A 26,401-nucleotide genomic window follows, 5' to 3' on the forward strand; every position below is an offset into this window, starting at 1 on the left:
GAGCAGTGCCCCGTACAGCAGGGGCAGGGCGCGGGGCCCGGGGGGCGTGGGCCGGTGCAGGGAGGACAGGGCGCCGTCGCGCAGCGCGGGCCCGATGAGCAGCCGGGCCGTGAGCCGGGCGAGGACACCGGCGGTGGCCGCGACCAGGACGAGGGTGAGCGTGCCGGTCTGCAGGACGGGCAGGTCCTGGGCGAGAGCGGCCTGGAGGGTGAGCCGGCCCAGGCCCGGGATGTCGAAGATCTGCTCGACGGCGACCGACCCGCCGGTCAGACCGACCACGAACAGGCCCAGGTTGGGCAGCAGCCCGGGCACACAGCGGCGCACCGCCTGCCGGGCCACGGACTTCGGCGGGACACCGCGGGCCGCGGCGGCCAGGGCCCACGGTTCGGCGAACGCGCCGGGCAGCAGGTCGTCCAGCATCCGCCCGAGGACCGCGCCGGCGGGCAGGCCGAGGGCCAGCGAGGGCAGCACGATCCACTGCGGCCCGTACCAGCCCAGGGCGGGCAGCCAGCCCAGCTGCACGCCGATCACCGAGGCGAGCACCGAGGCGACGAGGAACTCGGGGAGCGCGGCCAGCACCGCGGTCGCCGTGCCGCCGGCACCGCGCGTGCCGAGCCGGCCCCGCGAGCCGAGTCGGAGCGTACGGGCGCACACGGCCGTGGCCGTGACCGCGGCGACGACGAGGGCGCCGGACATCAGCAGCAACGACACACCGAGTGCCTGTACGACGGAGGGCAGTACCTGGGCGCCGGACACCCATGACGTGCCCGCGTCCCCGTGCGGCAGCCCGCCCAGCCAGCGGCCGAGCAGGACCAGCGGGCCGTCGTCGAGCCCGAGTTGGTCACGGATGGCGCGCAGCGTCTCGGGGGTCGGGTCGCGGTCCGCCGAGCGGGCCTTGAGTACGGTCAGCGCCGGGTCGGTGCGCGACAACCACGGCAGCAGGCCGATGCCGACCACCAGGCCGGCCGTGAGCACGAACCGCCACAGCAGCGTCGGGCCGCCGCCGCGCGCGACATCGCGCAGGGCGGTCAGGCCCTTGGTCAGGGGTGACATCGAGGTGTTCAGCGTCGTCCCCGTGTCGCTCAGACGAAGGGGATCTCGACGTGCACCACGCCGCTGCCCCCGCCGGGCACGTCCTCCCGCTCGTCGCACACCACCTTGCCCAGGGTCCGCCACAGGCCCATCGCGCCGGGGGAGTGCGGATACGTGTGCAGATACACGGACCGGTACCCACCGTCGGCCCGCGCGAAGTCCAGCAGACCCTCCACCAGGCGCCGGGCCAGCCCCCGCCGCCGGTGCTCGGGGCGCACGTACACCCGCCGCAGCTGTGCGGTCTCGCCCGAGGGGAACCGCTCGGCCAGCCAGCGCGGGTTCGGCGGATGCGCCGGGCCGCGCGCGTCCAGCGCCGCCGTGGCCGCCACCGTCCCGTCCCGCTCGTCCACGGCGACCAGGAGCGTGTGCCGCGGCGGTGCGACGTAGAAGGACGCGGGGTCGATGATGTCGGCGTGCCAGCGCGGCACGTATCCCGTCTCGAAGTCGCGGTACACCGTGTCGAGCATCACCGCCCGAGCCCCGTCGAGGTTCTCCGCCGTGGCCGCCCTGATGATGTAGTCGCGCATTTGCGCATCATATGCAATAAGGTTTCCCGGCTCGGCAGGGGGCTGCCCGGCTCAGTCGGGGGCCGCCGGTGTGATGTGGCTCAACACGCACAGCCAGCGGCCGTCCCGCTTCACGAACACGTCGGTCGTCCACTCGTCGGCGTCGTACCGCTCGCCCCGGAAGTGGGCCGTGTTCGTCACGCGCCCGGTGACCAGGGCCGTGTCGCCGTAGACGCGGACCCTGGGGCGGGTCCTGAGGTCCATCGCCGAGTGGGTGAGGTCCCCGGACCCGACGAGGGAGAGGAACTTCTCCTTGGGGTCGATCCCCGACTCGGAGACGATCACCCACTCGTCCGCCATGAAGCGCGCGATCCGGGCGGGGTCGTCGGCGACGATCGCGGCGGCCCAGTCCTTCGCCAGAGCGACGAACTCCCGGACGTCCGCCGAGTCGTCGCCGGGCCCCTGAGCTGCCGGATCGGGACTGTCGTTCATATGGCGACCGTAGCGCGTCAACGTTGTGCGGCGCGGTGTTCAGCAGTCCGGGCCGTGCTCAGCTCTCGGCCGGGGTGAGCACCACGAAGTCCGCGCCCGCCGGGTCGACGCAGACCGCCAGCCGGCCGACGCCCTCCGCGTCCTCGGGCCCCATCTGCACGCTGCCGCCGTTCTCGGTGACCTTGGCCACCGCGGCGTCGCAGTCCTCCACGGCGAAGACCGGGTGCCAGTACGGCCGGCCGTTCGCCAGCGAGAGGTTCTCTTTGCCGAGCTCCATGAGGCCGCCGTGCATGCGCTCCTCGGGCAGCCCGGCGGGCGTGATGAGGGTGTACGTGCCCCCGTCGCCCGGCAGCGGCATGTCGCTGAACTGCCAGCCGAACAGGCCGCCGTAGAACTCCTTCGCGGCCGCCGCGTCGCTCGTGTACAGCTCGGTCCACGACAGCGAGCCCGGCTCGTCGACCAGGTCGACGCCCTTGGTCGTGCCCGGCTGCCAGACGGCGAACTGGCCGCCCAGCGGGTCGCTGTACTGCGCCATCCGGCCCCAGTCGTCGAGGTCCATCGGCGCCACCCGGACGGTGCCGCCCGCCTGCTGCACTGCCTCCGTCGTGGCGTCCGCGTCGGGGACGCTGAAGTAGAGCATCCAGGCCGAGCGCGCTCCCTCCTCCGTGAGCTTGCCGAGACCGGCGACGATCTTGCCGTTCTTCCGGAACATGCCGCCCTCGAAGTCCTCGCTCTCGCCCATGGACTCGTAGTCCCACCCGAGCACGGCACCGTAGAAGGCCGCCGCGGCCCGGACGTCCGGAGCGCCGAGGTCGAGCCAGCAGGGGGAACCGGGGGCGAAGTCCGTGGTGATCATGGCGATGCTTCCCTTCCGCAGATTCGGTGTGCCCAGCGTGACACCGGGCACTGACAATCGCCCCTCGGCCGCCGCCCGGTCGGCGGATCAACGGCCCACCGCCCCTGGCCGGTTGCCGGGCCGTGGAATCATCGGGACCATCGCCCGGCCGGGTGATCGCGGGGCTCTGTGCGGTGAGGGTGGTGGGCGGCGCGGTGGCCGGCTGGGAGTGGGACGACACGTTGTTCTCGGGGACCGCCGCCTACTACGAGCGGGGGCGGCTGCCGTACGCCCCCGGACTGGCGGACGCGCTCGCCGAGGCGCTGCGGCACGACGGGGAGGGGCGCCTCGTCGACGTGGGCTGCGGGCCCGGGACCGTCGCCCTGATTCTCGCGCATCTGTTCGGTGAGATCGTCGGCGTGGACCCCGACCGCGGCATGATCGCCGAAGCCGGACGCCGGGCCGCCGAACGGGGAGTGGGGGAGAAGACCCGGTGGGTGCGGGCCCGCGCCGAAGCCCTGCCCGCGGGGCTCGGCACGTTCGCCGTCGCCACCTTCGCGCAGTCCTTCCACTGGATGGACCGCGACCTGGTCGCGGCGACCGCCAGGGACATGCTCCAGCCGGGCGGCGCCCTGGTGCACATCTCGGACCTGCACACAGAACACCGCACCCTGGACGGCCTGCCGCACCCGCCGGTGCCCTACGCGGCGGTGGACGAGCTGGTCAAGCGGTACCTGGGGCCCGTGCGGCGAGCGGGCCGCGGAGTGCTGCCGCAGGGCACGCCGGGCGGAGAGGCCGAGGTGTTCGCCCGGGCGGGATTCTCCGGCCCCCGGCGTCTGGTCGTGCCCGGCGGGCAGGCGCTGGAGCGGACCTTCGACGATGTCGTCGCCTGGGTGTTCTCCATGTCGTTCTCGGCGCCGCATCTGTTCCAAGGGCGCCGGGACGACTTCGAAGAGGACCTGCGCCGGCTGCTGAGGGAGGTCTCTCCGGCGGGCCGCTTCTCCGAACGCGGGCCGAGCACGGAGGTCTTCGTCTGGCGCAAGGACTCCTTGGGGCACTGACCGGCAGGCGCCGGGACTTGCGTCAGTGCACCGACATGCCGCCGTCCACGAAGACCGCCTGCCCGGTGATGTAGGCGGACGCCGGGCTCGCCAGGAAGACCGCCGCTCCCGCGAAGTCCTCGGCCAGTCCGTTGCGCCCGATCAGCGTGCGTTCGGCGAGCGCGGCCACCTTCTCCGGATCCGACGACAGCCGCGCGTTGAGCGGTGTCATGACGAAGCCCGGCACCAGGACGTTGCAGGTGACGCCGCGCGGCGACCACGCCTCGGCCTGGGACCGCGCCAGTGACTCCAGGCCGCCCTTGGAGGCACCGTAGGCACCGCTCTGGACGAACGCCCGGTGCGCCTGCTGCGAGCTGATGTGCAGGATCCGCCCGTAACCGCGCTCCGCCATGCCGGGGCCGAAGCGCTGGCCCAGCAGGAACGGCGCGTCCAGGTTGACGGCCATCGTGAGGTCCCAGACGTCCTCGGTGAGCTCGTCCATCGGCGGACGCACGTTGATCCCGGCGCTGTTGACGAGGATGTCGGGTTCCCCGAACGCCTCGACGGCCCGCTCGGCGGCCCTCCGCACGCCCTCGCGCGTGCTCAGGTCCGCGCTGACCCAGGCGGCGCGGCAGCCCTCGGCCGTCAGCTCCTCGACCGTCGCGACCAGTCCGGCCTCACCGCGTGCCACGACCACCACGCTCGCCCCGGCGCGCGCGAGGGCACGGGTGATGGCGCGGCCGATGCCGGAACTGCCGCCCGTGACCACCGCGACACGGCCGTGCAGGGAGAACAACTCGGAGAGATAAGCCTGTGTGGCCTGCATCGCTGGTGTCGTCATGACGAGCACTCTAGATCGGCACGGCGAAGGCCCGGTGGCCGCCGTGCCACCTCTGGCGGATATACCCCTAGGGGGTATAAGCTTCGAGTCATGGATCACATGGATCACTCCACTCATGACCACGAAGCGCGCCCCCGCGGAACGGCGACCTGGGGGACCGCTGTGAAGGCGACGCTGCACTGTCTGACCGGGTGTGCGATCGGCGAGATCCTCGGCATGGTGATCGGCACCGCGCTGGGATGGGGCAACGTGCCCACGATGGCCTTGGCGATCGGGCTCGCGTTCCTCTTCGGCTACTCGTTCACCCTGTTCGCGGTCCTGCGGGCCGGCCTGGGCCTAGGGGCGGCGATCCGGGTCGCCCTGGCCGCGGATACGATCTCGATCACCGTGATGGAAGTCGTGGACAACGCGATCATCGCCCTCACCCCCGGCGCGATGGACGCCCATCTGACGGACGGCCTGTTCTGGTCCGCACTCCTGGGCGGCTTCGCGGTCGCGTTCGTGATCACGACCCCGGTCAACAAGTGGATGATCGGCCGGGGCAAGGGGCATGCCGTCGTCCATGCCCACCACTGACGGGAAAGCCGGGATGCCTCAGGCCCACCGGCAGTGGTCTGGATCACATGGCGCGAATTGAGTGCCCGGCCCGGGCGATGTCCGTACCCATGGGTGACGGAGCGGGGCCGGATGCGAGGATGAGGCGCCATGACGGCTGGGTGGTGTGCTCGCACGGTACGGGCCGCGGTGTTCGCGGCCGTCTGTGTCGTGCTCGCCGCCCTGGGGCACGTCATGATGTCCGGCGACCATGTGCCCCTCCGGACGCTGCTGACCGGCTGGGCCGTCACGGGCGTGGCGGGCTGGTGCCTGGCGGGCCGCGAGCGCGGACTCCGGCCGGTCGTCGCCGTCGCCGTGGCCGTCCAGACGACCCTGCACTCGGCGTTCTCGCTCGCGCCGGCGGACGGCACAGCGGGTGGCGCGAACTCCCTGCGCATGGACGCCATGGACATGGGGACCGGCGCTATGGGAGCCATGGGGCACGACATGGGATCAATGGGGCCCATGCCCATGTCCGCGCACATGGGGCACGTGGGACACGCCCCCGGCGGTGACTCGTCCCTCGGCATGCTCGCCGCCCACCTGCTCGCCGCCCTGCTGTGCGGCCTGTGGCTGGGGCACGGGGAGCGGGCCGTCTTCCGTCTCCTGCGTGCCGTGGGCGGCCGGCTGGCCGCGCCGCTGCGGCTCCTGTTCGCCCTGCCCGCACCGCCGCCCCCGCCCGTGTGCGCACGGCGGTGGTCCTCGGACCGGGCGCCGCGCCTCCTCCTTCTCGTCCACGCGATCACCTCTCGAGGGCCGCCCGTGAGGGCCGCTGCCGTCTGACGGCAGCCGGTAAGTCCCGGGGCGGCCCCTGTGCGCCCCGGTGCCTGTCGTACGCCCCTGTGACCCGGCCGTGCCGGTGGGCAGCCGCGCCCGCACAGGCGCCGTACGAGTACGGCCCATCCCTCACTCACCGGACCGCGCAGCCACGCGCGCACGCCCGGCAGCCCGTACGTCTGCGTGCTCGCCCGGCCGTGGTCCCGGAATCCGCGAAGGACACCAGGTGATCACTCCTGCCCTGCCCCTTTCCGACGAGAGAAGAGAGCCCCCGGCGTCGGCCGACGCGTCGATAACCGCCTGGGCGCTGGCCGCCCGTGGTGGTGACTCGGCCGCCGTCGAGCACTTCGTGCGCGCCCTGCACCGCGATGTGATCCGCTACGTCGCCCATCTGTGTGCCGATCCGCAGGCCGTGGACGATCTGGCGCAGGACACGTTCCTGCGGGCGCTCGGCAGCCTGCACCGGTTCGAGGGCCGTTCCTCGGCGCGTGCCTGGCTGCTGGCGATCGCCCGGCGTGCGGTGGCCGACAGCCTCCGGTACACCGCCGTACGCCCTCGCCGGGCCGACCTGCCGGACTGGAAGCTGGCGGTCGAGCTGGCCCAGCCGCGCGGCCTGCCCGGCTTCGACGACGGTGTGGCGCTGCTGGAGCTGCTGGCCTCACTGCCGGACGAGCGGCGCGAGGCGTTCGTCCTCACGCAGCTGCTCGGTCTGCCGTACGCGGAGGCCGCCGAGCTGAGCGACTGCCCGGTCGGCACCGTCCGCTCCCGGGTGGCCCGTGCCCGGGCGACGCTCATGGCCCTGCTCGCCGATGCGGAGCAGCCGCCACCGGTCGCGTCACCGGCCCTGGCCGCGGCCTGACACGGCGCCCCGGCCCGCGCACGAGGCCACACTCCGCCCCGACGCCCGCACTACGTCATCCACGGCGACTTTCATCGGCCCGGCCGGCCTGGAGAAGCCGGCCGCGTACGGCTACGGCGTCAACATGAACCCCGCCAGGGCCGCCGACCTGTGCGCCCTGGAAGGACCGCTGGCCCCCGACCCTCACGACATCACCAAGGTTCAGGTGGATCTCACGGTGTCCGACGGGCGGGTGGTCGTCGAGTGCTGAGAGTGCGCCAGGCGTGGCGCCATCATGGTGTCATCGCGGTGCCGCCGCGGACCGTCTCACTGTCGCAGCGGCACCACGGCACACCGATTTAAGCCAGAAGTGCCAGGTCAGAGGCGCCATCGCTAGGTCAAGTGCCAAGCTGGCTCGCCATGGTGCCATGGATGTGCCATCATGGCGCCATGGACCTCACGCCCTACGTCGACAACCTCCGGCAAGAGCTCGCCGTCGCCGCGGACGCCGGCGGCGACGACGCTCGTGCCCTCGCCGAGCGGCTCACCGCACCCCTGGAGTCCGCCGCCCGCCTGACCCTCCTCAACGCACTGTCCGCCGCCATGGGCGAGGTCACGCGGGAGCTGGCGCCCGGCTCGGTCGATGTGCGGCTGCGCGGGCTCGACCCCGAGTTCGTGGTGACGCCGCCGCCCGCGCCCGAGCCGTTCCGGGAGGCGCGGGAGCCGGGCGCGGTGCCCGCCGCACCCGCGCCGCCGCCACCGCCCGCGGACGCCGACGACGGCGCCATGGCACGGATCAACTTCCGCCTCCCCGCCCACCTCAAGTCCCGCGCCGAGGACGCCGCGGCGGCGGAGGGCCTGTCGGTCAACGCCTGGCTGGTGCGGGCCGTGGCCACCGCCCTCGACGGCGGAATGCGCACCAGCCCGCAGGGCCGCGGCAAGGACTCGGGCAGCCGGGGCTTCACCGGCTGGGTCCGCTAGGGCCGCCGGACCACCCACTTTCACCGGTGGCATCGCCGATCCCACCGACGTCACTCATCACCCGCCTGACCGGCGGGATCACCCCCCCACGCCAAGAGGACGGCACAGTCATGCCTGCTTTCGACACCCCCGAACCGATCTCCGCCACCCTTGAGCTGGACGCCGGCACCGCCCGCATCACGGCGGGCAAGCGCACCGACACGGTCGTGGAAGTGCTGCCGCGCAACGGTTCCGACGACAACGACGTACGCGCCGTGCAGCAGACCCAGGTCACCTTCTCGGGCGGCCGCCTCACGGTCAGGACACCCAGGAAGCGTTCCCTGTTCGGCAAGCCGGGCGCCGTCGAGGTGAGCGTCGAACTGCCCGCGGGGTCCGATGTCCGGGGCACGGCGGCCCTGGGCGGTTTCTTCTGCGAGGGCCGCTTCGGGGACGTCACGCTCAAGACCTCGCTCGGCGACCTCCAGGTCGACGAGGCAGCCGGCGGGAACCTCAGGACCGACCTCGGCGACATCCGTCTGGCCCGCTCGACCGGGGACGTGGAGGTCATCGGCTCGGGCCGGATCGAGATCGGCACCGTCGCCGGCACGGCGACCGTCAAGAACGCCAACGGCTCGACCGAGATCGGCGAGGTGACCGGAGGCCTGAAGACCAACGCGGCCAACGGCGAGATCTCCGTCGGCATCGCGCACGGCAGCGTCGAGGCCAAGTCCGCCAACGGCCGGATCGACATCGGCGTCGCCCGCGCCGGGGTCGAGGCGCTGGCCTCCAACGGCCGCATCCGCGTCGGCGACGTCACCCGCGGCCGGATCGACCTGCGCACCTCCGTCGGCGACCTGGAGGTGGGGATCCACGAGGGCACCGCGGCCTGGCTCGACCTCAACACCAAGTACGGCGCGGTACGCAACGCGCTCGGCTCCGCCGCCGGTCCCGCGGACTCCGACGAGACCGTCGAGGTGTACGGCCGGACCTCGACCGGCGACATCATCGTCCGCCGCGCCTGACCGGGCGGACCCCCCAACTCCCCACTCCGGAAAGGAATAGCGGCATGACTGCCACCCGGACCCCCGCGCCGATCGCCACGCACACGACGGCACCGGCCATCACCGCCACCGGACTGCGCAAGTCCTACGGCGACAAGCTCGTGCTCGACGGCATCGACCTGAACATCCCCGAAGGCACCGTCTTCGCCCTGCTCGGGCCCAACGGCGCGGGCAAGACCACCACGGTGGAGATCCTCTCCACGCTCATCGACGCCGACGCGGGCGAAGCCTGGGTCGCGGGCCGCCATCTGACCCGGGCCGCCGACGCGGTGCGCTCCGTGATCGGCGTCACCGGCCAGTTCTCGGCCGTCGACCATCTGCTGACCGCCGAGGAGAACCTGCTCCTCATGGCGGACCTGCACCACCTCGACCGGCGAGAGGGAAAACGGCGGGCCGAGGATCTGCTGCGCCGCTTCGACCTGTCCGAGGTGGCGGGCAAAACCGCCGCCACCTTCTCCGGCGGCATGCGGCGCAAGCTGGACCTGGCGATGACCCTCGTCGGTGATCCGCGGATCATCTTCCTCGACGAGCCCACCACCGGACTCGACCCGCGCAGCCGGCGCACCATGTGGGAGATCATCCGCGGACTCGTCACCGACGACGGCGTGACCATCTTCCTGACCACCCAGTACCTCGAAGAGGCCGACCAACTCGCCGACCGCATCGCGGTGCTGGACCACGGAAGGCTGATCGCCGAGGGCACGGCCGACGAGCTGAAGCAGCGCATCCCCGGCGGCCACATCCGGGTGCGCTTCGCCGACGCCCACGGCCTGGACACCGCCGCGGGCCTCTTCGGCATCGCCACACGCGACGAGGACTCCCTCACCCTTCAGATCCCCGGCGACGGCTCCATCCCCACCCTGCGGGCCGTCCTCGACACCCTGGAGTCCACCGCCGTCCAGGCCGAGTCGCTCACCGTGCACACCCCCAACCTCGACGACGTCTTCCTGACCCTCACCGGCCGGCCCCACCCCGCCGACACCGTCGCGGCGCCCGAGGAGAACGCCTGATGGCCACCCTGTCCTACGCAGCCAAGGACTCCAGGACGATGGTGCGGCGCAACCTCAAGAAGGCTCTGCGCTACCCGTCCCTGACGCTCACCGTCGTCATCATGCCCATCATGATGCTGCTGCTGTTCAACTACGCCTTCGGCACCGCCCTGGGCAGCGGCATCGGACCGTCGGCCGCCGGCGGCGGCGAGTACATCGACTACCTCGCGCCCGGCATCATCCTGATGGCCGCCACGTCCGGCGCCCTGACCACCGCGATCAGCGTCTGCGTCGACAAGACCGAAGGCATCGTCGACCGCTTCCGCACGATGCCGATCTCCCGCGCCTCGTTCCTGACCGGCCACGTCGTCGGCAGCGTGATCCAGACGATGACCAGCATCACCCTCGTCATCGCCGTCGCGCTCCTCGTGGGCTTCCGTCCCGACGCCACGCCCGTCGAATGGCTCGCCGCGATCGGCCTGCTCGCCCTGCTCACCCTGGCGCTGACCTGGCTCTCCGCCGGTATCGGCCTGGTCGCCAAGAACGTCGAGACCGCCAGCAACATCCCCATGCCGCTGACGTTCCTGCCGTTCATCGGCAGCGCCATCGTGCCGCCCGAGTCGATGCCCGCCGGCCTGCGCTGGTTCGCGGAGTACCAGCCGTTCACCCCGATCATCGAGACCCTGCGCGGTCTGTGGCTCGGCACCGGGATCGGCTCCAGCGCGGCCATCGGACTCGCCTGGTGCGTGGCGCTCACCGTGGTCGGCTACCTGTGGGCACGCCGCACCTTCAAGGCCGGCGCCAAGCGGTAACCACCCCTCCCCTCAGGCCACTTCAACGATTCCCGCCGTCCACATCACCGCCCGACGAGCACAGGAGGACCCATGCCGTACGACCCGACGGCCGCCGACCCCGCCACCACCACCGCCGAAGAGCCGCCCATCCTGCCCGCCGACCGGCACACCGGCTGCCCCTTCGATCCGCCCGCCGAACTCACCGCGCTGAGCGACAAGCCGCTGCGCCGCCTGCGCTACGCCGACGGACACCTCGGCTGGCTGGCCACCGGGCACGCCGCGGCCCGGGCGATCCTGGCCGACCCGCGCTTCAGCTCACGCTACGAACTCATGCACCCGCCGTTACCGATCCCGGGGATGCCACAGGAACTGCCGCCTGCGATGGTCGGCGACATCATCGGCCTCGACGCCCCCGAACACACCCGCTACCGGCGCCTGCTCACCGGCAGGTTCACCGTCCGACGCATGCGTCGACTCACCGAGCGGGTCGAGCGGTTGACCACCGAGTGCCTGGACGCCATGGAGCAGGCCGGGCCCACGGCCGACCTGGTTCAGGCGTTCGCACAGCCCGTGCCCGCGCTCATGATCTGCGAGCTGCTCGGCGTGCCGTACGCCGACCGCGAGCGCTTCCAGAGCCAGGTGGCCACCCTCTTCGACCAGACGGCCGACGCGCAGGCCAAGGGCGAGGCCCACACGGCGCTGCTCCGGTACTTCGACGAACTGGTCCTCGCCAAGCGCGCCGAGCCCACCGACGACCTGCTCAGCGACCTGACCACCTCCGACCTCACCGACGAGGAGCTGGCCGGCATCGGCGGGCTGCTGCTCGCCGCCGGGCTCGACACCACCGCGAACATGCTCGGCCTCGGCACCTTCGCCCTGCTGAGCAACCCCGATCAACTGGAGGCCCTGCGCGCCGACCCGGGCCTCGCCGAGCAGACCGTGGAGGAACTGCTGCGCTACCTCAGCGTGGCCGACCCGATTCCCCGGGCGGCGCTGGAGGACGTCGAGGTGGAGGGTCAACTCGTCAGGGCGGGCGAGACGGTGACCGTTTCCGTGCAGGCCGCCAACCGCGACCCGCACCGGTTCCCCGACCCCGACCGGCTCGTCATCCACCGCAAGGCCACCGGACACCTGGCCTTCGGTCACGGCGCCCACCAGTGCCTGGGCCAGCAGCTCGCCCGCGTCGAGATGACCGTCGCGTTCCCGGCGCTCTTCGCCCGCTTCCCCACCCTGCGCCTCGCCGTGCCGCCGCAGGAGGTGCCGCTGCGCGAGCGGTCCAACATCTACGGTGTGGTCAGCCTGCCCGTCACCTGGGACGAGGAGTAGCCGCATGAGCGACCCGCGAGAGCGGATGCGTCTCAGCGCCGACCGTGACCGCTGCGCCGGCGCCGGCATGTGCGCCCTGACGGCACCCGAGGTCTTCGACCAGGACGACGAGGAAGGCCTGGTGGTGCTCCTGCACCCCGTGCCGCTCCCCGGTCAATGGGCCGCCGCCCGGATGGCCGTCGGCCTCTGCCCCGCCGGAGCCATCGCCCTCGACTCCCCGGATTCGACGGCCCCGTAGCGACCGTGGGCTCCTCGGATTCCACGGCCCCGCAGCGACCGTGGGCTCCCCGGATTCCACGGTCCCCTGGCGACCGTGGGCTCTCCGGATTCCACGGCCCCGCAGCGACCGTGGCCGATCAGCGCGTCACGCCGCCCGCACCGCCGTCCGCCGCGTTCCCCACCGCCGGGTCCGGTACTTCCCGGCCACCCGGCACACCGCGTAGATGCCGAACGAGATCGTCGTGACGTAGGGGCTGATGGGAATGCTGCTGCCCAGCGCGAGCAGGATGCCGCCCTCGATCGAGGCCACGGCGAACAGCACGCTCAGCACGGGCAGCAGCACCGGCGACGCGGTGACGCGGGCGGCGGCCGCGGCCGGGGTGACGACCAGCGTGAGCACCAGCAGCGCGCCGACGACCTGCACCGACAGGGCGACCGCGAGCCCGAGCACCAGCATGAACGCGAAGGACAGCGCACGCACCGGCACCCCGCGTGCCTGAGCCACATCCGGGTCCGTGCTGGCGAAGGTGAGCGGACGCCACATGACCGCCAGGGCGATCAGCACCAGCACGGACGTGCCGAGCAGCCACGACATCTGCGGGGTGTCCACGGCGACGATCTGACCGGTGAGCAGCCCGAACTTGTTGGCCGCCCGGCCCTTGTAGAGGGCGAGGAAGAGCACGCCGAGGCCCAGCCCGAACGGCATGATGATGCCGATCACCGAGTTGCGGTCCCGGGCCCGGGACCCCAGCACCCCGATGGCGCCGGCCGCGAGGAGCGAACCGGCGATCGAGCCGGCCACGATGTTCGCGCCCAGCAGGAGTGCGGCCGACGCGCCCGCGAAGGACAGCTCGCTGATGCCGTGCACCGCGAAGGGCAGGTCCCGCATCAGGACGAAGACCCCGGCCAGCCCGCCCACGAGACCCAGTGCCACGCCGGCGATGAGGGAGTTGCGGACCAGGGCCAGCAGCTCGCCGTAGTCGGTGAAGTCGAAGATCTGCTGCCAGACCCCGTCGGCGAGCGTCATGCGCGCACTCCGTCCGTCTCGTGAACCTGCCCGGGATGGTGCGGCGGCGCGGCGGGCTCGTCGGGCGCCCCGGCGACGACGACCCGGCCCCGCACCCGCACCACGTCGACCTGCGTGCCGTACAGCCGGGACAGCGACTCGGAGGTCAGCACCTCGTCCGGGGGGCCGACCCGGTGGCCGCCGGGGGCCAGGTACAGCACCCGGTCGACCATCCCCAGTACCGGGTTGATCTCGTGGGTCACGAAGACGACGGCCGTGCCGTGGGAGCGGCGCCGGGCGTCGATCAGCCCGGTGACGGCCCGCTGGTGGTTCAGGTCGAGTGACAGCAGCGGCTCGTCGCACAGCAGGATGCGCGGGTCGGTCGCCAGGGCCTGCCCGATGCGCACACGCTGCCGTTCACCGCCGGACAGCATGCCGAGCGGGACGTCGGCGTAGGCCGCGGCCCCGACCGACTCCAGGATCTCGTCCACCCGGCGGCGGACCGCGCCGGTGCGCAGGCGCGGCCCGAAGCGGTGCCCGTCGATGCCGAACCGCACGAGGTCCCGGGCGCGCAGCAGGGCCTGCGCGGACAGCGCCGCCTGCTGCGGGACGTAGCCGATGTGCCGGGCGGCCTCGCGAGCGGGCCGGCCGAGGACGGTCAGCGTCCCGGCGGACAGCGGCTGACGGCCCAGCAGCGCCCGTACGAAACTGGTCTTGCCCGCTCCGTTCGGCCCCAGCACGGCCAGGAACTCCCCGGGCCGTACGTCGAGGTCGAGGCCGCTCCACACCGTGCGGTCGCCGTAGGACAGGGCCGCGCCGCGCAGACTGACGACAGGAGTGCCGGCCTGCCCGGACACCGGGGTCACTTGGCCAGCGCGCTCGCGAGCGCGTCGACGTTGGCGGTCATCCAGCCGAGGTAGTCCTTGCCCTTCGGCAGGGTCTCGGTGACGGGCACGACGGGGATGCCGGCCGTCTTGGCCGCCGCCTCGGTCTTCTCGGTCTGCGGACCGGAGGTCTGCTCGTTGTAGACGAGCACCTTGACCTTCTTGCCGTTGAACAGGGCCAGGTTCTCCTGGAGGATCCGGGGCGAGACGTCGTCGCCCTCCTCGATCGCCTCGCTGAACGCCGGGGGCGTCTTGTCGACCAGGCCGCTCGCCTCGGTCATGTACAGCGGCACGGGCTCGGTGATGGCCACGCCCTCACCGCCGTGCTCCTTCTTGATCTGAGCCTCCTTCGCCTCCAACGGCGTGAGCTTGGCCTTGAAGGCGGTGGCGTTCTTCCTGAAGGCGGCCGCGTCGGCCGGGTCGGCCTTGGCGAGGGCCGCGGATATGCGGTCGGCGACGCGGGCGACGGTGGGGAAGTCGTACCAGACGTGCTCGTTCAGCTCCCCGCCCTTCGGCGCGGTCTTGCCGGACACCTCGACCGCGTTGATCACCTGGGCGGAGTCGTTGTGGCCGCTCTTCAGCATGCGGTCGACGAAGTCGTCGTAGCCGCCGCCGTTCTCGACGACGACCTTCGCCTTGGACAGGACCAGCTGGTTGTGGGTGTCGGCCTCGTAGGAGTGCGGGTCCTGGTCCGGGTCGCTGATGACCGAGGTGACGTCGACCTTGTCGGCGCCGATGCTCCGCACGATGTCCCCGTAGACGTTCGTGGAGGCGACCACGGGCACCTTGGCCGAGGCGTTCTCGGCGTCGGGGGAGTCCGACGAGCTGCCGCAGCCCGCGAGCAGGGCCAGTGACGCGCTGGTCAGCAGCGCCAGGCGGCGGGACGTGGACAAGGGCATGGCTCCTCCATGACGGATGTGCAGAGGGGGTGTCCGGCAGGCGCCACGCTAGTTGGCAATGAATGTCAAGAGCGGGTTCTGGCCGAAGTCATGTGGAAACCATTGCCAACTGTTGACGGTGGCTCTGGACTAGAAGTCCAGCTATTGGATGTGTAGTCTAAATGGCATGGGAGATGCTCTGACTGCGGAACGGGACGCGATCCTCACCGCGCTGACACCGGTCGTCGACGGGATCGCCGCGACCTTCGGGCCGGTCTGCGAAGTCGTGCTGCACGACTACCGGAACCCGGAGAAGTCGGTCGTCGCCGTGGCCGGATCGGTGACCGGGCGGACGGTGGGCGGCGCGATGAGCGAGATCGGGATGCGCGTCCTCGCCCACGGGGACGAGGCGGCCGACGAACTGAACTACGTCACCCGCACCCGGAACGGGACGCTGGTGAAGTCCTCCACGATGGTGCTGCGGGACTCCACGGGAGCCGTGTTCGGCGCGCTCTGCGTCAACGTGGACGTCGGTGCCGTCAGCCAGGTCCACGGCCTGCTCGGCGCCCTCGCCGGAATCGGCTCGCCCCCCGCGGAGCTGCCGACCACGACCTTCGGCAACGACATCGACTCCGTGGTGGACGCCCTCGTCGACGCCCACCAGTCGAGGCAGCGGGGCAGCTGGGCGGAGCTCGACCGCGCGGAGCGCCTGGAGCTGTTCGGCGGGCTGGACGCACGCGGTGTCTTCGCCGTGCGCGGTGCGGTCGAGCAGGTCGCCGCCCGGCTCGGCATCTCCCGCGCCTCCGCCTACAACTACCTCTCCCAGGCCCGGGCCGCCCACGGCGCGGCTTCCGACACTTCCGCTGGAGGACAAGCGTGACGACCACCACCCCACCGGTCACCCTCGACGCCGTCCGGGACGCCGCCGCCCGGCTCCAGGGCGTCGCCCACCGCACGCCCGTCCTGCGCTCCCGCACCCTGGACGCACTGGCCGGCGCCGAGATCCACCTCAAGTGCGAGAACTTCCAGCGCGTCGGCGCCTTCAAGTTCCGCGGCGCCTACAACGCCGCCTCCCGCCTCAGCCCCGACCAGCTGTCCCGGGGCATCGCCGCCTACTCCTCCGGCAACCACGCGCAGGCCGTCGCCCTGGCCGCCCGCGAGCTCGGCACCACCGCCGTGATCGTGATGCCGGAGGACGCCCCGCCGTCGAAGCGGGCGGCCACCGCCGGCTACGGCGCCGAGATCGTCACCTACGACCGCTACACCGGCGACCGCGTCGCCATCGCCGAGGCCCTGGCCGCCGAGCGGGGTCTCGCCGTCATCCCGCCGTACGAGCATCCGCACATCGTGGCCGGGCAGGGCACGGCGGCACTGGAGCTCCTCGAAGAAGTGGGGGAGTTGGGGGCACTGCTGACACCGGTCGGTGGCGGAGGGCTCATGGCCGGCAGCGCCACGGTGGCCAAGGGCCTGCACCCGGACATCCGCATGATCGGCGTCGAACCGGAGGCCGGGGACGACACCAAGCGCTCGCTGGAAGCGGGCCGTCGCGTCAGCATCCCGGTGCCGCACACCATCGCCGACGGACAGGCCCTGCACACACCGGGAGAACTCACCTTCTCCGTCAACCGGCGGCTCGTCGACGACATCGTCCTGGTCACCGACGACGAGATCCGGGACGCGATGCGGTTCGCCTTCGAACGCCTGAAGATCGTCGTCGAGCCGAGCGGCGCCACCCCGCTGGCCGCCCTGCTCACCGGCCGCGCGGGCCCTCTCCCGCGCCGCGTCGGCGTCATCATCACCGGCGGCAACATCGACGCCGAGCGCTTCGCCCGGCTCTGCGGCACCGGTACCCGCTGAATGGCGCGGCCCGCTCGCCGGACGGACGATGGAAGCACACCCCTCACGGAGGAGGAGCGTCATGCTTGAGGTGAAGACGCTCGACAAGCCGGACGAGCGGCGTGATTTCCCCCGCGGCCACCTCGAAGCCGTCCACATGACGGACCTCGACTTCGCCGTGGCGACCTTCGAGCCCGGCTGGCGCTGGTCCGAGTCCGTGGCTCCAATCGCAGGCACCGACAGCTGCCAGATCCACCACAACGGCTACGTCGTCTCGGGCCGTCTGCGCATCCGCATGGACGACGGAGCGGAAGGCGAGGTGGGACCCGGCGACGTGTTCGTCTGCCCGCCCGGCCACGACGCCTGGGTCGTCGGCGACGAGCAGTGCGTGGTGTACGACTTCGCGGGCACCATGGCCAAGGAGTACGCCAAGAAGGAGTAGCCCGGCCGTCCTTCGCACGGACCGCCTGATCACACCGGCAGCAGCCGCCCCACCAGCGCGCTCAGCTGCCGGGCGGTGCGGCACTCGTGCATCTCGACCAGCTCGGCGTAGAGGGGCGCCGCGGAATCGCCCGTGCCCCAGCGTGAACGCTGCTCGGGGTTCAGCCAGTAGACGCGGCGGGCCCGTTCGGCGATCCGCCGTACGGCCGGCAGGTTCGGGTCGCTCGCGTTCGTGCGGGCGTCCCCGAGGACGAAGACGGTCGTGCGCAGGCCGACCGCGTCGCCGTAGCGCTCCGCGAACTCGCCCAGGGCCATGCCGTAGTCGCTGCTGCCGTGCCAGCCCGTGAGCGTGGCCTCCGCCGCGATACGGGCACTGAGCCCTTCCGGGTCCGCGGTGCCGTGCCGCAGGAGTCCGGTCACCTCGTCGATCCGGTTGACGAAGGCGAACACCCGCACCTTGCTGAACTGGTCGTGCAGCGCCTGCACCAGCAGCATCGTGAAGTCCGAGAAACCGGACACCGATCCCGACACATCGCACAGCAGCACCAGTTCGGGTCGGACCGGACGCCGTCGGCGCAGCACCGGCTTCATCGGCACACCGCCCGTCGACAGCGAACCGCGCAGGGTCCGCCGCAGGTCGATGGTGCCCCTGGAGGCGCGGCGGCGCCGGGCCGCGAGCCGGGTCGCGAGCTTGCGGGCAAGCGGCTGAACCGTCCGGCGCAGCTCGGCCAGCCGGGCCTGCCCGGCGAACAGGAAGTCGACCTGGTCGGCGGTCGGGGCYACCGCCCGCCGGGCGATCTCGTCCCGGCCGCGGCGCTCGGCGACCCGGCGCCGCGCCTCCGCGGCCACCAGCGCGCGGAAGCTCTCGATACGCCGCCGGATCTCGTCCTCCAGCAGCCGGTCCGCGAACCCCGCACTCCCGCTCCGGCCGCGCATGTCGTCGCGGACCCGGGCGAGCAGGGTCTGCGGGCGCAGCCGTTCCAGCGTCTGGTACGACGACCAGCCGTCCGACTCCGGCGCGGAACCGTAGCCGCCGAAACCGTCGACCGCCTCGACCGCCAGCCGGCCCAGCAGCGCCTGGTCGTCGGCGGCGAGTGCGGCGGCCAGCCGGTCGCGCAGATCGTCCCGTCCCGCGGCCTTGTGCTCCGGGCCGCCGACGCCACGCGGGAAGTACAGGTCGAAGACCGGGTCGAACACCTGCCGCCCACCGGTGCCGTGCAGCAGAGTCGCCGCGAGCCCCTCGCGCAGCAGCTCCCGGTCCGCGAGGCCGAGCTCCTCGATGGCCCGCGCCGCGTCGACCGTCTCGCCGGTGCCGATCCGCATGCCGTGCGCGCGCAACGCCCCGACCAGGGACGTCAGCCGCTCCGGGACGCCCGCCGGCGTGGTCACAGGGCGTCCAGGTCGAGCTTGGCGGTCGCCTTGAGCACGTCGTCCTGGTGCTTGAGGAGCACGCCGAGGGTGGTCCGCACGACCGTCTCGTCCAGGGTGTCCGCGCCGAGTGCGAGCAGCGTGCGCGCCCAGTCGATGGTCTCCGCGACCGACGGCACCTTGCGCAGGTCCATCGCCCGCAGCGCGCCCACGACCCGGACGACCGAGCGGGCCAGGGCCTCGTCGAGCCCCGGCACCTTCAGCCGTACGATCCGGCGCTCCAGCTCCTCCTCGGGGAAGCCGATGTGGAGGAAGAGGCAGCGGCGGCGCAGCGCCTCGGACAGCTCCCGGCTCGCGTTGGAGGTGAGGACGACGAAGGGGCGGCGCGTCGCGGTGATGGTGCCCAGCTCGGGCACGGTCACCTGGAAGTCGCTGAGCACCTCCAGGAGCAGGCCCTCCACCTCGACGTCCGCCTTGTCGGTCTCGTCGATCAGCAGCACCTTCGCCTCGTCGCCCCGGATGGCGGTCAGCAGCGGCCGCGTGAGCAGGAACTCCTCGCTGAAGATGTCCGTGCGCGTCTCGTCCCACGTCTCGTCGCGGCCCGCGCTGATGCGCAGGAGCTGCTTGGCGTGGTTCCACTCGTACAGCGCCCGGGACTCGTCGACCCCCTCGTAGCACTGGAGGCGCACCAGCCGCGCCCCTCCGACCTCGGCGACGGCCTTGGCGAGTTCCGTCTTGCCGACGCCGGCCGGGCCCTCGACCAGCAGCGGCTTGCCCAGCCGGTCGGCGAGGAAGACGGTCGTGGCGACGGCGGGCGAGGCGAGGTAGCCGGTCTCGGCCAGGCGTGCGGAGACGTCGTCGACGGATGTGAACAACGGGGGCCTCCCAGGTCGGCGGCGACAGCGAGCGAGTACCTATCTAAGCGCTTGTTCAGCGACGCTGTCACGGGGAAACCGGCCGCCGCAGCGGCCGGCCCCCGCCGTGCCGTCGTTCACGCCGCCGACGCCACCGCCCGCACCGCCGGAGTGCGCAGCACCCGCCGGGCCGTGGCCAGGCCAGTCCCCAGCGTCTCGACCCCGCCCCTGCCCTGAGCGGGCGCTCCGCCCGTCAGGCCTCGTCCACCAGGATCACCTCCAGCGTGCGCGGACCGTGCACCCCCTCGACGCGGTCCAGCTCGATGTCACTGGTCGCCGACGGCCCGGAGATCCACGTCAACGGGCGTGCCGGGTCGAGGCGTTCGAGACTCTGCGGCACGGACGACACGACCTGGCCGGGGACCCGCACGACGCAGATGTGGTGGTCCGGGACGAGGGTGATGCGGCGCCGCCCCTGGTCGGGCGAGCCGTCCAGCACGATCGTCCCTGTCTCGGCGATCGCGACCGAGCAAGCCGTCACCACGCTGTCCACCCGGTCGAGTTCGTGCGGCGTGCTCTCCGCCCGGTCCGTCACCCGCGTCACCGCCGTCGCCGCCAGCCACCTCTCGTCCAGCCCGGGCGGCACCAGCACCGAAGCCGACCCCCGCTTCTCCAGCAGTCCCGCGATCAGCCCGGCGAGCCCCTCGGCGTCCGTACGGTGCACGACCGCCCGGTAGTCCGCCAGGTTCTCGGCGAGCAGCTCGACGGTCTCCTCGACACTCCGGTTCCCGTGCTCACGCGCGTAGTCGCGCGAGACCGCCTGCTCGTACTGGGGGTCCCTCCCAGGCCGTTCAGGCACTGGGGGAGGGGCGTCCCGCGGTACGTCCGCCAGCGCGCGCCGCACCCGGCCCAGGATCCGCTCCCTGCTGTTCACTCGGCCCCTGTTCGCCTGGCCCCTGTTCACTCGGCCCCGCCCTTCCCGCCGCGCGTCCGCTGCCACCAGTCCCGGAACGGCTCGGCGGGCACCGGCGGCAGGTCCCGGGTCCCGCTCCACGCCTTGCCCGGGCCCGGCAGGGTCCGGGGATGGAAGCGCCGGGTCCGGGAGGCGGCTCGCTGGCCCGTGCGCAGCGCGCCCGGGTGCGTGAACGCCCAGCGTGCCGCGCGCATCGCGGCCCGCTCGGCGGCATGTCCCTTCGCGGGCCGCAGCACCACCTTGTTGCCCTCGCGGGTGACCTCTCCGCCCTGCACGACCCGTTCCCGCAGATGCACCAGCACCTCGGGGATGTCGATGGCGACCGGGCACACCTCGTAGCACGCGCCGCACAGCGAGGACGCGTACGGCAGCGAGGCGTCGATCTCGCTGCCCGTGCCCCGCAGTTGGGGACTGAGGATCGCGCCGATCGGCCCCGGGTACACCGAGCCGTAGGCGTGGCCGCCGGCCCGCTCGTACACCGGGCACACGTTGAGACACGCCGAGCAGCGGATGCAGCGCAGCGCCTGCCGGCCGACCTCGTCGGCGAGGGTGTCGGTGCGGCCGTTGTCCAGCAGCACCAGATGGAAGGTGCTCGGCCCGTCCCCGTCGGTCGTGCCGGTCCACGTCGACGTGTACGGGTTCATGCGCTCCGCCGTCGACGAGCGGGGGAGGGTCTGCAGGAACACCTCCAGGTCCCGCCAGGTGGGCACGATCTTCTCGATGCCGACGACCGAGATCAGCGTCTCGGGCAGCGTCAGGCACATCCGGCCGTTGCCCTCCGACTCCACGACCACCAGCGTGCCCGTCTCGGCGACCATGAAGTTGGCGCCGGAGATGCCGACCTTGGCGCGCAGGAACTTCTCCCGCAGGTGCAGCCGGGCCGCCTCGGCGAGTTCGGCGGGCGTGTCGGTGAGGCCCTCGGGGGCCGGGCGGCCCCACTCGCTCATCTCACGGGAGAAGATGTCCCGGATCTCGCCGCGGTTGCGGTGGATGGCCGGGACGAGGATGTGCGAGGGGCGGTCCTTGCCCAACTGCACGATCAGCTCGGCGAGATCGGTCTCGTAGGCGCGGATGCCCTCGGCCTCCAGCGCCTCGTTGAGCCCGATCTCCTGGGTGGCCATCGACTTGACCTTGACGACCTCCGACTCGCCGGTCATCTTCACGAGCTGGGTGACGATCTCGTTGGCCTCGGCCGCGTCGGCGGCCCAGTGGACAATGCCGCCCGCGGCCGTGACCGACTCCTCCAACTGCTCCAGATAGCGGTCGAGATGGCGCAGCGTGTGGTCCTTGATCCGCTTGCCCGCCTCGCGCAGCTCGGCCCAGTCGGACACCTCCGCCACGGCCTTGGCCCGCTTGGCGCGGATGGTGTGCGTGGCGTGCCGCAGGTTGCCGCGCAGGGTCTTGTTGCCCACGGCCTCCCGCGCGGCCTCCGGAAACGCCGGCATCCCGACGAACGTCCCGCTCATACGGCCGGTTCCTCCTCCGTGCTCGCCAGGATCTCCGCGATGTGCACCGGCCGCATGCCGGTCCGCAGCCGGGTCATCGTCCCGCCGATGTGCATCAGGCAGGAGTTGTCGGCCGCGCACAGCACCTCGGCACCCGTCGACTCGGCGTTGCGTACCTTGTCGGTGCCCATGGCCGCCGAGACGTCGGCGTTCTTCAGCGCGAAGGTGCCGCCGAACCCGCAGCACTCGTCGGCCCCCGGCAACTCGGCCAGCTCCAGCCCCTTCACGGCCTGGAGCAGCCGCCTCGGCCGGTCACCGAGGCCCAGTCCGCGCAGGCCGTGACAGGTCGGGTGGTACGTCACCTTGTGCGGGTAGTACGCCCCGACGTCCGTCACACCCAGCACGTCCACCAGGAACTCCGTGAGCTCGTACGTCTTCGGCACCACCGGCGCCAGCGTGGCCGCGAGAGTGTCCCCGCGCCCCTCGGCCCGGGCCCGCTCGCCCATCCGCGGATACAGCTCCCGCACCATCGCGCCGCACGATCCGGACGGCGTCACGATCGCCTCGTATTCGCCGAAGACATCGGAGAAATGCCGGGCGAGCGGTTCGGCCTCGTGACGGTATCCGGTGTTGTAGTGCGCCTGGCCGCAGCAGGTCTGCGCCATCGGGAAGTCGACGTCGACGCCCAGTCTGGTCAGCAGTTTCACGACGGCGCGCCCGGTGTCCGGATAGAGCGTGTCGTTGACGCAGGTCAGGAACAGGGCGACACGCATCGCGGCTCCTTGTGGTCGATCATCGGATGAGTGCAGGGTAGTCCGGGGACGGGACACGGGGGAGACCCCGTCAGTCCCCGGCGAGCCGGGCCTGTGCGGCGCGCCACCGCTCGGTCCCGCCGCGCGGCTCGTACCGCGTGAGCGGCTGCGTACGGACGAGCAGCCGCCGCATCCCCGCCAGGTCACCGGCCAGACCGTGGGCCCGCGCCTGTACGAGCACGTTCCCCAGGGCGGCCGCCTCCGTCGGCCCCGCCACCACCGGCAGTCCGCAGGCGTCGGCGGTCAGCTGGCACAGCAGCGCGTTGCGCGTACCGCCGCCGACCACGTGCACGACGTCGACCGGATGCCCGGCGAGCCGCTGCGCGTCCTGGACGGCCTTGCGGTGGGCGAGGGCGAGGGAGTCGAGGATGCAGCGCGTCACCTCGGCCGGCGACTCCGGCACGGGCTGCCCCGAGGCCCGGCACGCCTCGGCGATCCGCTCCGGCATCCGCCCCGGCGCGAGAAACGCCGCGTCCCCCGCGTCCACGACCGACCGCAGCGCCTCCACCTTGGACGCCTCCAGCAGCAGCGCGCCCAGGTCCGGGTCGCCCCAGGCCCGCACGCACTCCTGGAGCAGCCACAGCCCCATGATGTTGCGCAGGTAGCGGACCGTCCCGTCCAGCCCGAGTTCGTTGGTGAAGTTGGCCGCCCGGCTCTCCCCGGTCAGCACCGGCGCGTCCAGCTCCAGACCGGCCAGCGACCAGGTGCCGGTGCAGATGTACGCGAACCGCTCCCGCCCGGCGGGTACGGCGGCCACCGCCGACGCGGTGTCGTGCGACCCGACCGCCGTCACGGGCACGGGCCCGGTCAGCCCGGTCTCCTCCAGCACCGCGTCCCGCAGCACACCCGCCGGATCACCGGGCTGCCGCAGCGGCGCGAACAGGCTCAGGTCGATGCCCAGCCGCGAGGCGATGTCGTACGACCAGTCGCGGGTCCGGGGATCGATCAGCTGGGTCGTCGAGGCGTTGGTGAGCTCGGTCCCCTGCTCGCCGGTGAGCCAGTACGTCAGGAGGTCGGGGATGAGCAGCAGCCGCCGGGCGAAGGACAACTGGGCCGAGGACCGAGCGGCCGTGAGCTGGTACAGGGTGTTGAAGGGCGCGTACTGCAACCCGGTCGCCGCGTACAGCTCCTCCGCCGGGACGGTCGCCCACACCTTCTCCGCGACCCCTTCCGTCCGGGAGTCCCGGTAGTGCACGGGATTGCCGAGCAGCGCCCCGTCCGCGTCGAGCAGCCCGTAGTCCACGGCCCAGCTGTCGATCCCGACGGAGTCGACCTGCCCGGCCGCCTTGAGCCCCTCCAGCACTCCCGCATACAGACCGAGCACGTCCCACCGCAGCCCCTCGGGGACCCGCACGGGCCGGTTCGGGAAGCGGTGCGCCTCGGCCAGCTCCAGGCTGTCGGGGCCGACGCGGCCGACCATGACGCGCCCGCTGGACGCGCCGAGGTCGACCGCGGCGTACGACTTCACGGCCGCGCTCACCGCAGGAAGGCGGCCGCGACGCCGGCGTCGACCGGGATGTGCAGTCCGGTGGTGTGGGTCAGGTCGCCGCCGGTGAGGGCGAAGACCGCGTTCGCGACATGCTCGGGGAGCACCTCACGCTTGAGGATGGTCCGCTGGGCGTAGAACTCGCCGAGCTTCTCCTCCTCGACCCCGTACACGGCGGCCCGCTGGGCCCCCCACCCGCCGGCGAAGATCCCGGAGCCGCGCACGACACCGTCGGGGTTGACCCCGTTGACCCGGATGCCGTGCTCGCCCAGCTCGGCGGCGAGCAGCCGCACCTGGTGCGCCTGGTCGGCCTTGGTGGCCGAGTAGGCGATGTTGTTGGGCCCGGCGAACACGGCGTTCTTCGAGGCGATGTAGACGATGTCGCCGCCCAGCCCCTGCGCGATCATCACCCGCGCCGCTTCCCGCGACACCAGGAAGGACCCGCGCGCCATGATGTCGTGCTGGAGGTCCCAGTCCTTCGCCGAGGTCTCCAGCAGCGGCTTGGAGATCGAGATCCCGGCGTTGTTGACGACGAGATCGACACCGCCGAAGGCCAGTACGGCCGCCCGGAACGCCTCGGCGATCTGCTCCTCGGACGTGACGTCCACGGTCACGGACACGGCCTTGTCCGGCCCGCCCAGCTCCTCGGCGACCGCGGCCGCGTTCTCACCGTTCAGATCGGCGACGACGACACAGGCGCCCTCGGCGGCCAGCCGGTGCGCGATCGCCTTCCCGATGCCGCTGCCCGCACCGGTGACCAGCGCGACCCGCGTGGCCAGCGCCTTGGGCTTCGGCATCCGCTGGAGCTTGGCCTCCTCCAGCGCCCAGTACTCGATACGGAACTTCTCCGACTCCTCGATGGGCGCGTACGTGGACACGGCCTCCGCCCCGCGCATCACATTGATGGCGTTGACGTAGAACTCGCCGGCCACCCGGGCGGTCTGCTTGTCCTTGCCGAAGGAGAACATGCCCACGCCCGGGACCAGCACGATCGCCGGGTCGGCGCCGCGCATGGCGGGGGAGTCCGGCTCGGCGTGCCGCTGGTAGTAGGCGGCGTACTCCTCGCGGTACTCGGCGTGCAGCTCCTTCAACCGGGCGATGGCCTCGTCGAGCGGAGCGGTCGGCGGCAGGTCGAGGACCAGCGGCCGCACCTTGGTCCGCAGGAAGTGGTCAGGGCAGGAGGTGCCCAGCGCGGCCAGCCGCGGATGCTCGGCGCTCGCGAGGAAGTCGAGAACCACCTCGGAGTCGTTGAAGTGCCCGACCTGAGGCCGGTCCTGGGACGCCAGGGCACGGACGTACGGCGCGAGCGCGGCGGCCCGCTCCCGGCGCTCCCCGGGGCTCAGCGCGGCGTACCCCTCGATCACCGGCCCGAAGGGCTCGTCCTTGCCGCGCTCGGTGAGGAACTTCTCCGCGGTCCGGATGATGTGCAGCGAGTTCCGCTCGCACTCCTCGGACGTGTCACCCCAGGCGGTGATCCCGTGCCCGCCCAGAACGCACCCGATGGCCTGCGGATTGGCCTCCTTCACGGCCGCGATGTCCAGCCCCAGCTGGAACCCGGGCCGCCGCCACGGCACCCACACGACACTGTCCCCGAAACACTCGGCGGTCAGCTTCTCCCCGTCGGCGGCACAGGCGAGCGCGATACCGGAGTCCGGGTGGAGGTGATCGACGTGGGCCGCCTCGACGAGCCCGTGCATGGCGGTGTCGATGGACGGCGCCGCACCGCCCTTCCCGTGCAGGCAGTAGTCGAAGGCGGCGACCATCTCGTCCTCGCGCTCCACGCCCGGATAGACATCGACGAGCGCCCGCATCCGGTCCAGCCGCAGCACGGCGAGTCCCGCTTCGGTGAGCGTGCCGAGGTCACCGCCAGACCCCTTGACCCACATCAGCTCGACATCGCCGCCGGTGACGGGGTCGGTCTCGGTGCCTTTGGCGGAGGCGTTGCCGCCGGCGTAGTTGGTGTTACGGGGGTCGGAGCCGAGCCGATGCGACCGAGCGAGCAGGGCGGCGGCTTCGGGATGGGTTGCCATGACAGTTCCTTTTCAACTGAGAGT

29 protein-coding genes are annotated in these 26,401 nt (G+C 72.2%); 14 read left to right on the top strand and 15 right to left on the bottom strand.

Going from position 1 to position 26,401, the window contains the following annotated elements; genetic code table 11:
- The 4 genes from CA983_RS05815 to CA983_RS05830 form a co-directional block, all read right to left on the bottom strand.
- A partial coding sequence (locus CA983_RS05815) for an ABC transporter permease (RefSeq protein WP_143645452.1) occupies nucleotides 1–1,053 on the bottom strand: 1,053 nt, incomplete at its 3' end.
- A 29-nt stretch (nucleotides 1,054–1,082) separates the two neighbouring features.
- A complete protein-coding gene (locus CA983_RS05820) occupies nucleotides 1,083–1,619 on the bottom strand; it encodes a GNAT family N-acetyltransferase (RefSeq protein WP_086599807.1) in 537 nt (178 codons plus the stop codon).
- A 51-nt stretch (nucleotides 1,620–1,670) separates the two neighbouring features.
- Nucleotides 1,671–2,090, bottom strand: coding sequence for a nuclear transport factor 2 family protein (locus tag CA983_RS05825; protein WP_086599808.1), 420 nt, complete (start codon nucleotides 2,088–2,090; stop codon nucleotides 1,671–1,673).
- A 58-nt stretch (nucleotides 2,091–2,148) separates the two neighbouring features.
- Nucleotides 2,149–2,946: a VOC family protein gene (locus CA983_RS05830; RefSeq protein WP_086599848.1), complete on the bottom strand. Its 798-nt coding sequence runs from the start codon at nucleotides 2,944–2,946 to the stop codon at nucleotides 2,149–2,151.
- Nucleotides 2,947–3,125: 179 nt separating this feature from the next.
- Here CA983_RS05830 and CA983_RS05835 point away from each other — a divergent pair, with 179 nt between their 5' ends.
- The gene (locus CA983_RS05835) at nucleotides 3,126–3,986 is read left to right on the top strand and encodes a class I SAM-dependent methyltransferase (protein ID WP_244206668.1); all 861 of its coding nucleotides are present in this window, start codon (nucleotides 3,126–3,128) and stop codon (nucleotides 3,984–3,986) included.
- Between the two features lie 22 nt (nucleotides 3,987–4,008).
- On the opposite strand, the gene CA983_RS05840 is transcribed toward CA983_RS05835, so the two are convergent.
- Nucleotides 4,009–4,791 carry an SDR family NAD(P)-dependent oxidoreductase gene (locus CA983_RS05840; protein ID WP_086599809.1) on the bottom strand — a complete coding sequence of 261 codons (783 nt, stop codon included), beginning with the start codon at nucleotides 4,789–4,791 and terminating at the stop codon, nucleotides 4,009–4,011.
- Nucleotides 4,792–4,905: 114 nt separating this feature from the next.
- Between CA983_RS05840 and CA983_RS05845 the strand changes: the two genes are divergently transcribed.
- The 10 genes from CA983_RS05845 (at nucleotide 4,906) to CA983_RS05890 (ending at nucleotide 12,383) form a co-directional block, all read left to right on the top strand.
- Nucleotides 4,906–5,382, top strand: coding sequence for a DUF4396 domain-containing protein (locus CA983_RS05845; RefSeq protein WP_425276421.1), 477 nt, complete (start codon nucleotides 4,906–4,908; stop codon nucleotides 5,380–5,382).
- 129 nt (nucleotides 5,383–5,511) lie between these two features.
- On the top strand, nucleotides 5,512–6,183 hold the full coding sequence (locus tag CA983_RS05850; protein ID WP_086599811.1) for a hypothetical protein: 672 nt from the start codon (nucleotides 5,512–5,514) through the stop codon (nucleotides 6,181–6,183).
- Nucleotides 6,184–6,403: 220 nt separating this feature from the next.
- Nucleotides 6,404–7,036 carry a sigma-70 family RNA polymerase sigma factor gene (locus tag CA983_RS05855; protein ID WP_086599812.1) on the top strand — a complete coding sequence of 211 codons (633 nt, stop codon included), beginning with the start codon at nucleotides 6,404–6,406 and terminating at the stop codon, nucleotides 7,034–7,036.
- Between the two features lie 124 nt (nucleotides 7,037–7,160).
- Nucleotides 7,161–7,286, top strand: coding sequence for a hypothetical protein (locus CA983_RS48860; protein WP_279628421.1), 126 nt, complete (start codon nucleotides 7,161–7,163; stop codon nucleotides 7,284–7,286).
- A gap of 179 nt (nucleotides 7,287–7,465) precedes the next feature.
- On the top strand, nucleotides 7,466–7,996 hold the full coding sequence (locus CA983_RS05865; RefSeq protein ID WP_086599814.1) for a hypothetical protein: 531 nt from the start codon (nucleotides 7,466–7,468) through the stop codon (nucleotides 7,994–7,996).
- 110 nt (nucleotides 7,997–8,106) lie between these two features.
- Entirely contained in the window at nucleotides 8,107–8,997 is an 891-nt protein-coding gene (locus tag CA983_RS05870; protein WP_086599815.1) for a DUF4097 family beta strand repeat-containing protein, read from the top strand.
- A 44-nt stretch (nucleotides 8,998–9,041) separates the two neighbouring features.
- Nucleotides 9,042–10,046: an ATP-binding cassette domain-containing protein gene (locus CA983_RS05875; protein WP_086599816.1), complete on the top strand. Its 1,005-nt coding sequence runs from the start codon at nucleotides 9,042–9,044 to the stop codon at nucleotides 10,044–10,046.
- The gene (locus CA983_RS05880; protein WP_086599817.1) at nucleotides 10,046–10,837 is read left to right on the top strand and encodes an ABC transporter permease; all 792 of its coding nucleotides are present in this window, start codon (nucleotides 10,046–10,048) and stop codon (nucleotides 10,835–10,837) included. Before CA983_RS05875 ends, CA983_RS05880 begins: the two co-directional genes overlap by 1 nt.
- Nucleotides 10,838–10,909: 72 nt before the next feature.
- Complete coding sequence (locus tag CA983_RS05885) at nucleotides 10,910–12,145, top strand: cytochrome P450 (RefSeq protein ID WP_086599818.1); 1,236 nt, start codon at nucleotides 10,910–10,912, stop codon at nucleotides 12,143–12,145.
- 4 nt (nucleotides 12,146–12,149) lie between these two features.
- Nucleotides 12,150–12,383, top strand: a complete 234-nt coding sequence (locus tag CA983_RS05890) for a ferredoxin (protein WP_244206664.1) — start codon at nucleotides 12,150–12,152, stop codon at nucleotides 12,381–12,383.
- 126 nt (nucleotides 12,384–12,509) lie between these two features.
- Here CA983_RS05890 and CA983_RS05895 read toward each other — a convergent pair whose 3' ends face one another.
- From CA983_RS05895 to CA983_RS05905, 3 genes are read right to left on the bottom strand one after another with little or no spacing between them, the layout of a single operon-like run.
- Entirely contained in the window at nucleotides 12,510–13,391 is an 882-nt protein-coding gene (locus CA983_RS05895) for a metal ABC transporter permease (protein WP_086599819.1), read from the bottom strand.
- On the bottom strand, nucleotides 13,388–14,227 hold the full coding sequence (locus CA983_RS05900; RefSeq protein WP_425276422.1) for a metal ABC transporter ATP-binding protein: 840 nt from the start codon (nucleotides 14,225–14,227) through the stop codon (nucleotides 13,388–13,390). Before CA983_RS05900 ends, CA983_RS05895 begins: the two co-directional genes overlap by 4 nt.
- 5 nt (nucleotides 14,228–14,232) lie before the next feature.
- Nucleotides 14,233–15,153: a metal ABC transporter solute-binding protein, Zn/Mn family gene (locus tag CA983_RS05905; protein WP_086599821.1), complete on the bottom strand. Its 921-nt coding sequence runs from the start codon at nucleotides 15,151–15,153 to the stop codon at nucleotides 14,233–14,235.
- Between the two features lie 166 nt (nucleotides 15,154–15,319).
- Between CA983_RS05905 and CA983_RS05910 the strand changes: the two genes are divergently transcribed.
- The 3 genes from CA983_RS05910 to CA983_RS05920 all read left to right on the top strand — a co-directional run bounded on the left by CA983_RS05910 (nucleotide 15,320) and on the right by CA983_RS05920 (nucleotide 17,410).
- Nucleotides 15,320–16,012: a helix-turn-helix transcriptional regulator gene (locus CA983_RS05910; RefSeq protein WP_086599822.1), complete on the top strand. Its 693-nt coding sequence runs from the start codon at nucleotides 15,320–15,322 to the stop codon at nucleotides 16,010–16,012.
- Nucleotides 16,009–16,989, top strand: coding sequence for a pyridoxal-phosphate dependent enzyme (locus CA983_RS05915; protein ID WP_086599823.1), 981 nt, complete (start codon nucleotides 16,009–16,011; stop codon nucleotides 16,987–16,989). Before CA983_RS05910 ends, CA983_RS05915 begins: the two co-directional genes overlap by 4 nt.
- A 61-nt stretch (nucleotides 16,990–17,050) precedes the next feature.
- Entirely contained in the window at nucleotides 17,051–17,410 is a 360-nt protein-coding gene (locus CA983_RS05920; protein ID WP_086599824.1) for a cupin domain-containing protein, read from the top strand.
- Nucleotides 17,411–17,439: 29 nt separating this feature from the next.
- On the opposite strand, the gene CA983_RS05925 is transcribed toward CA983_RS05920, so the two are convergent.
- From CA983_RS05925 to CA983_RS05955, 7 genes are all read right to left on the bottom strand, one after another.
- Nucleotides 17,440–18,798: a VWA domain-containing protein gene (locus CA983_RS05925; protein WP_086599825.1), complete on the bottom strand. Its 1,359-nt coding sequence runs from the start codon at nucleotides 18,796–18,798 to the stop codon at nucleotides 17,440–17,442.
- The gene (locus tag CA983_RS05930) at nucleotides 18,795–19,652 is read right to left on the bottom strand and encodes an AAA family ATPase (protein ID WP_086599826.1); all 858 of its coding nucleotides are present in this window, start codon (nucleotides 19,650–19,652) and stop codon (nucleotides 18,795–18,797) included. The genes CA983_RS05925 and CA983_RS05930 overlap by 4 nt, the downstream gene beginning before the upstream one ends.
- Before the next feature lie 232 nt (nucleotides 19,653–19,884).
- Nucleotides 19,885–20,565 carry a LutC/YkgG family protein gene (locus CA983_RS05935; protein WP_086599827.1) on the bottom strand — a complete coding sequence of 227 codons (681 nt, stop codon included), beginning with the start codon at nucleotides 20,563–20,565 and terminating at the stop codon, nucleotides 19,885–19,887.
- Nucleotides 20,566–20,591: 26 nt separating this feature from the next.
- The gene (locus CA983_RS05940; RefSeq protein WP_086599828.1) at nucleotides 20,592–22,070 is read right to left on the bottom strand and encodes a LutB/LldF family L-lactate oxidation iron-sulfur protein; all 1,479 of its coding nucleotides are present in this window, start codon (nucleotides 22,068–22,070) and stop codon (nucleotides 20,592–20,594) included.
- Nucleotides 22,067–22,822: a (Fe-S)-binding protein gene (locus CA983_RS05945; protein WP_086599829.1), complete on the bottom strand. Its 756-nt coding sequence runs from the start codon at nucleotides 22,820–22,822 to the stop codon at nucleotides 22,067–22,069. Before CA983_RS05945 ends, CA983_RS05940 begins: the two co-directional genes overlap by 4 nt.
- A gap of 70 nt (nucleotides 22,823–22,892) precedes the next feature.
- A complete protein-coding gene (locus CA983_RS05950; RefSeq protein WP_086599830.1) occupies nucleotides 22,893–24,341 on the bottom strand; it encodes a rhamnulokinase in 1,449 nt (482 codons plus the stop codon).
- A complete protein-coding gene (locus tag CA983_RS05955) occupies nucleotides 24,338–26,377 on the bottom strand; it encodes a bifunctional aldolase/short-chain dehydrogenase (RefSeq protein WP_086599831.1) in 2,040 nt (679 codons plus the stop codon). Before CA983_RS05955 ends, CA983_RS05950 begins: the two co-directional genes overlap by 4 nt.
- Nucleotides 26,378–26,401 lie beyond the last annotated feature (24 nt).

It is taken from the genome of Streptomyces swartbergensis (genome assembly GCF_002148965.1).
Classification (GTDB): domain Bacteria; phylum Actinomycetota; class Actinomycetes; order Streptomycetales; family Streptomycetaceae; genus Streptomyces; species Streptomyces swartbergensis.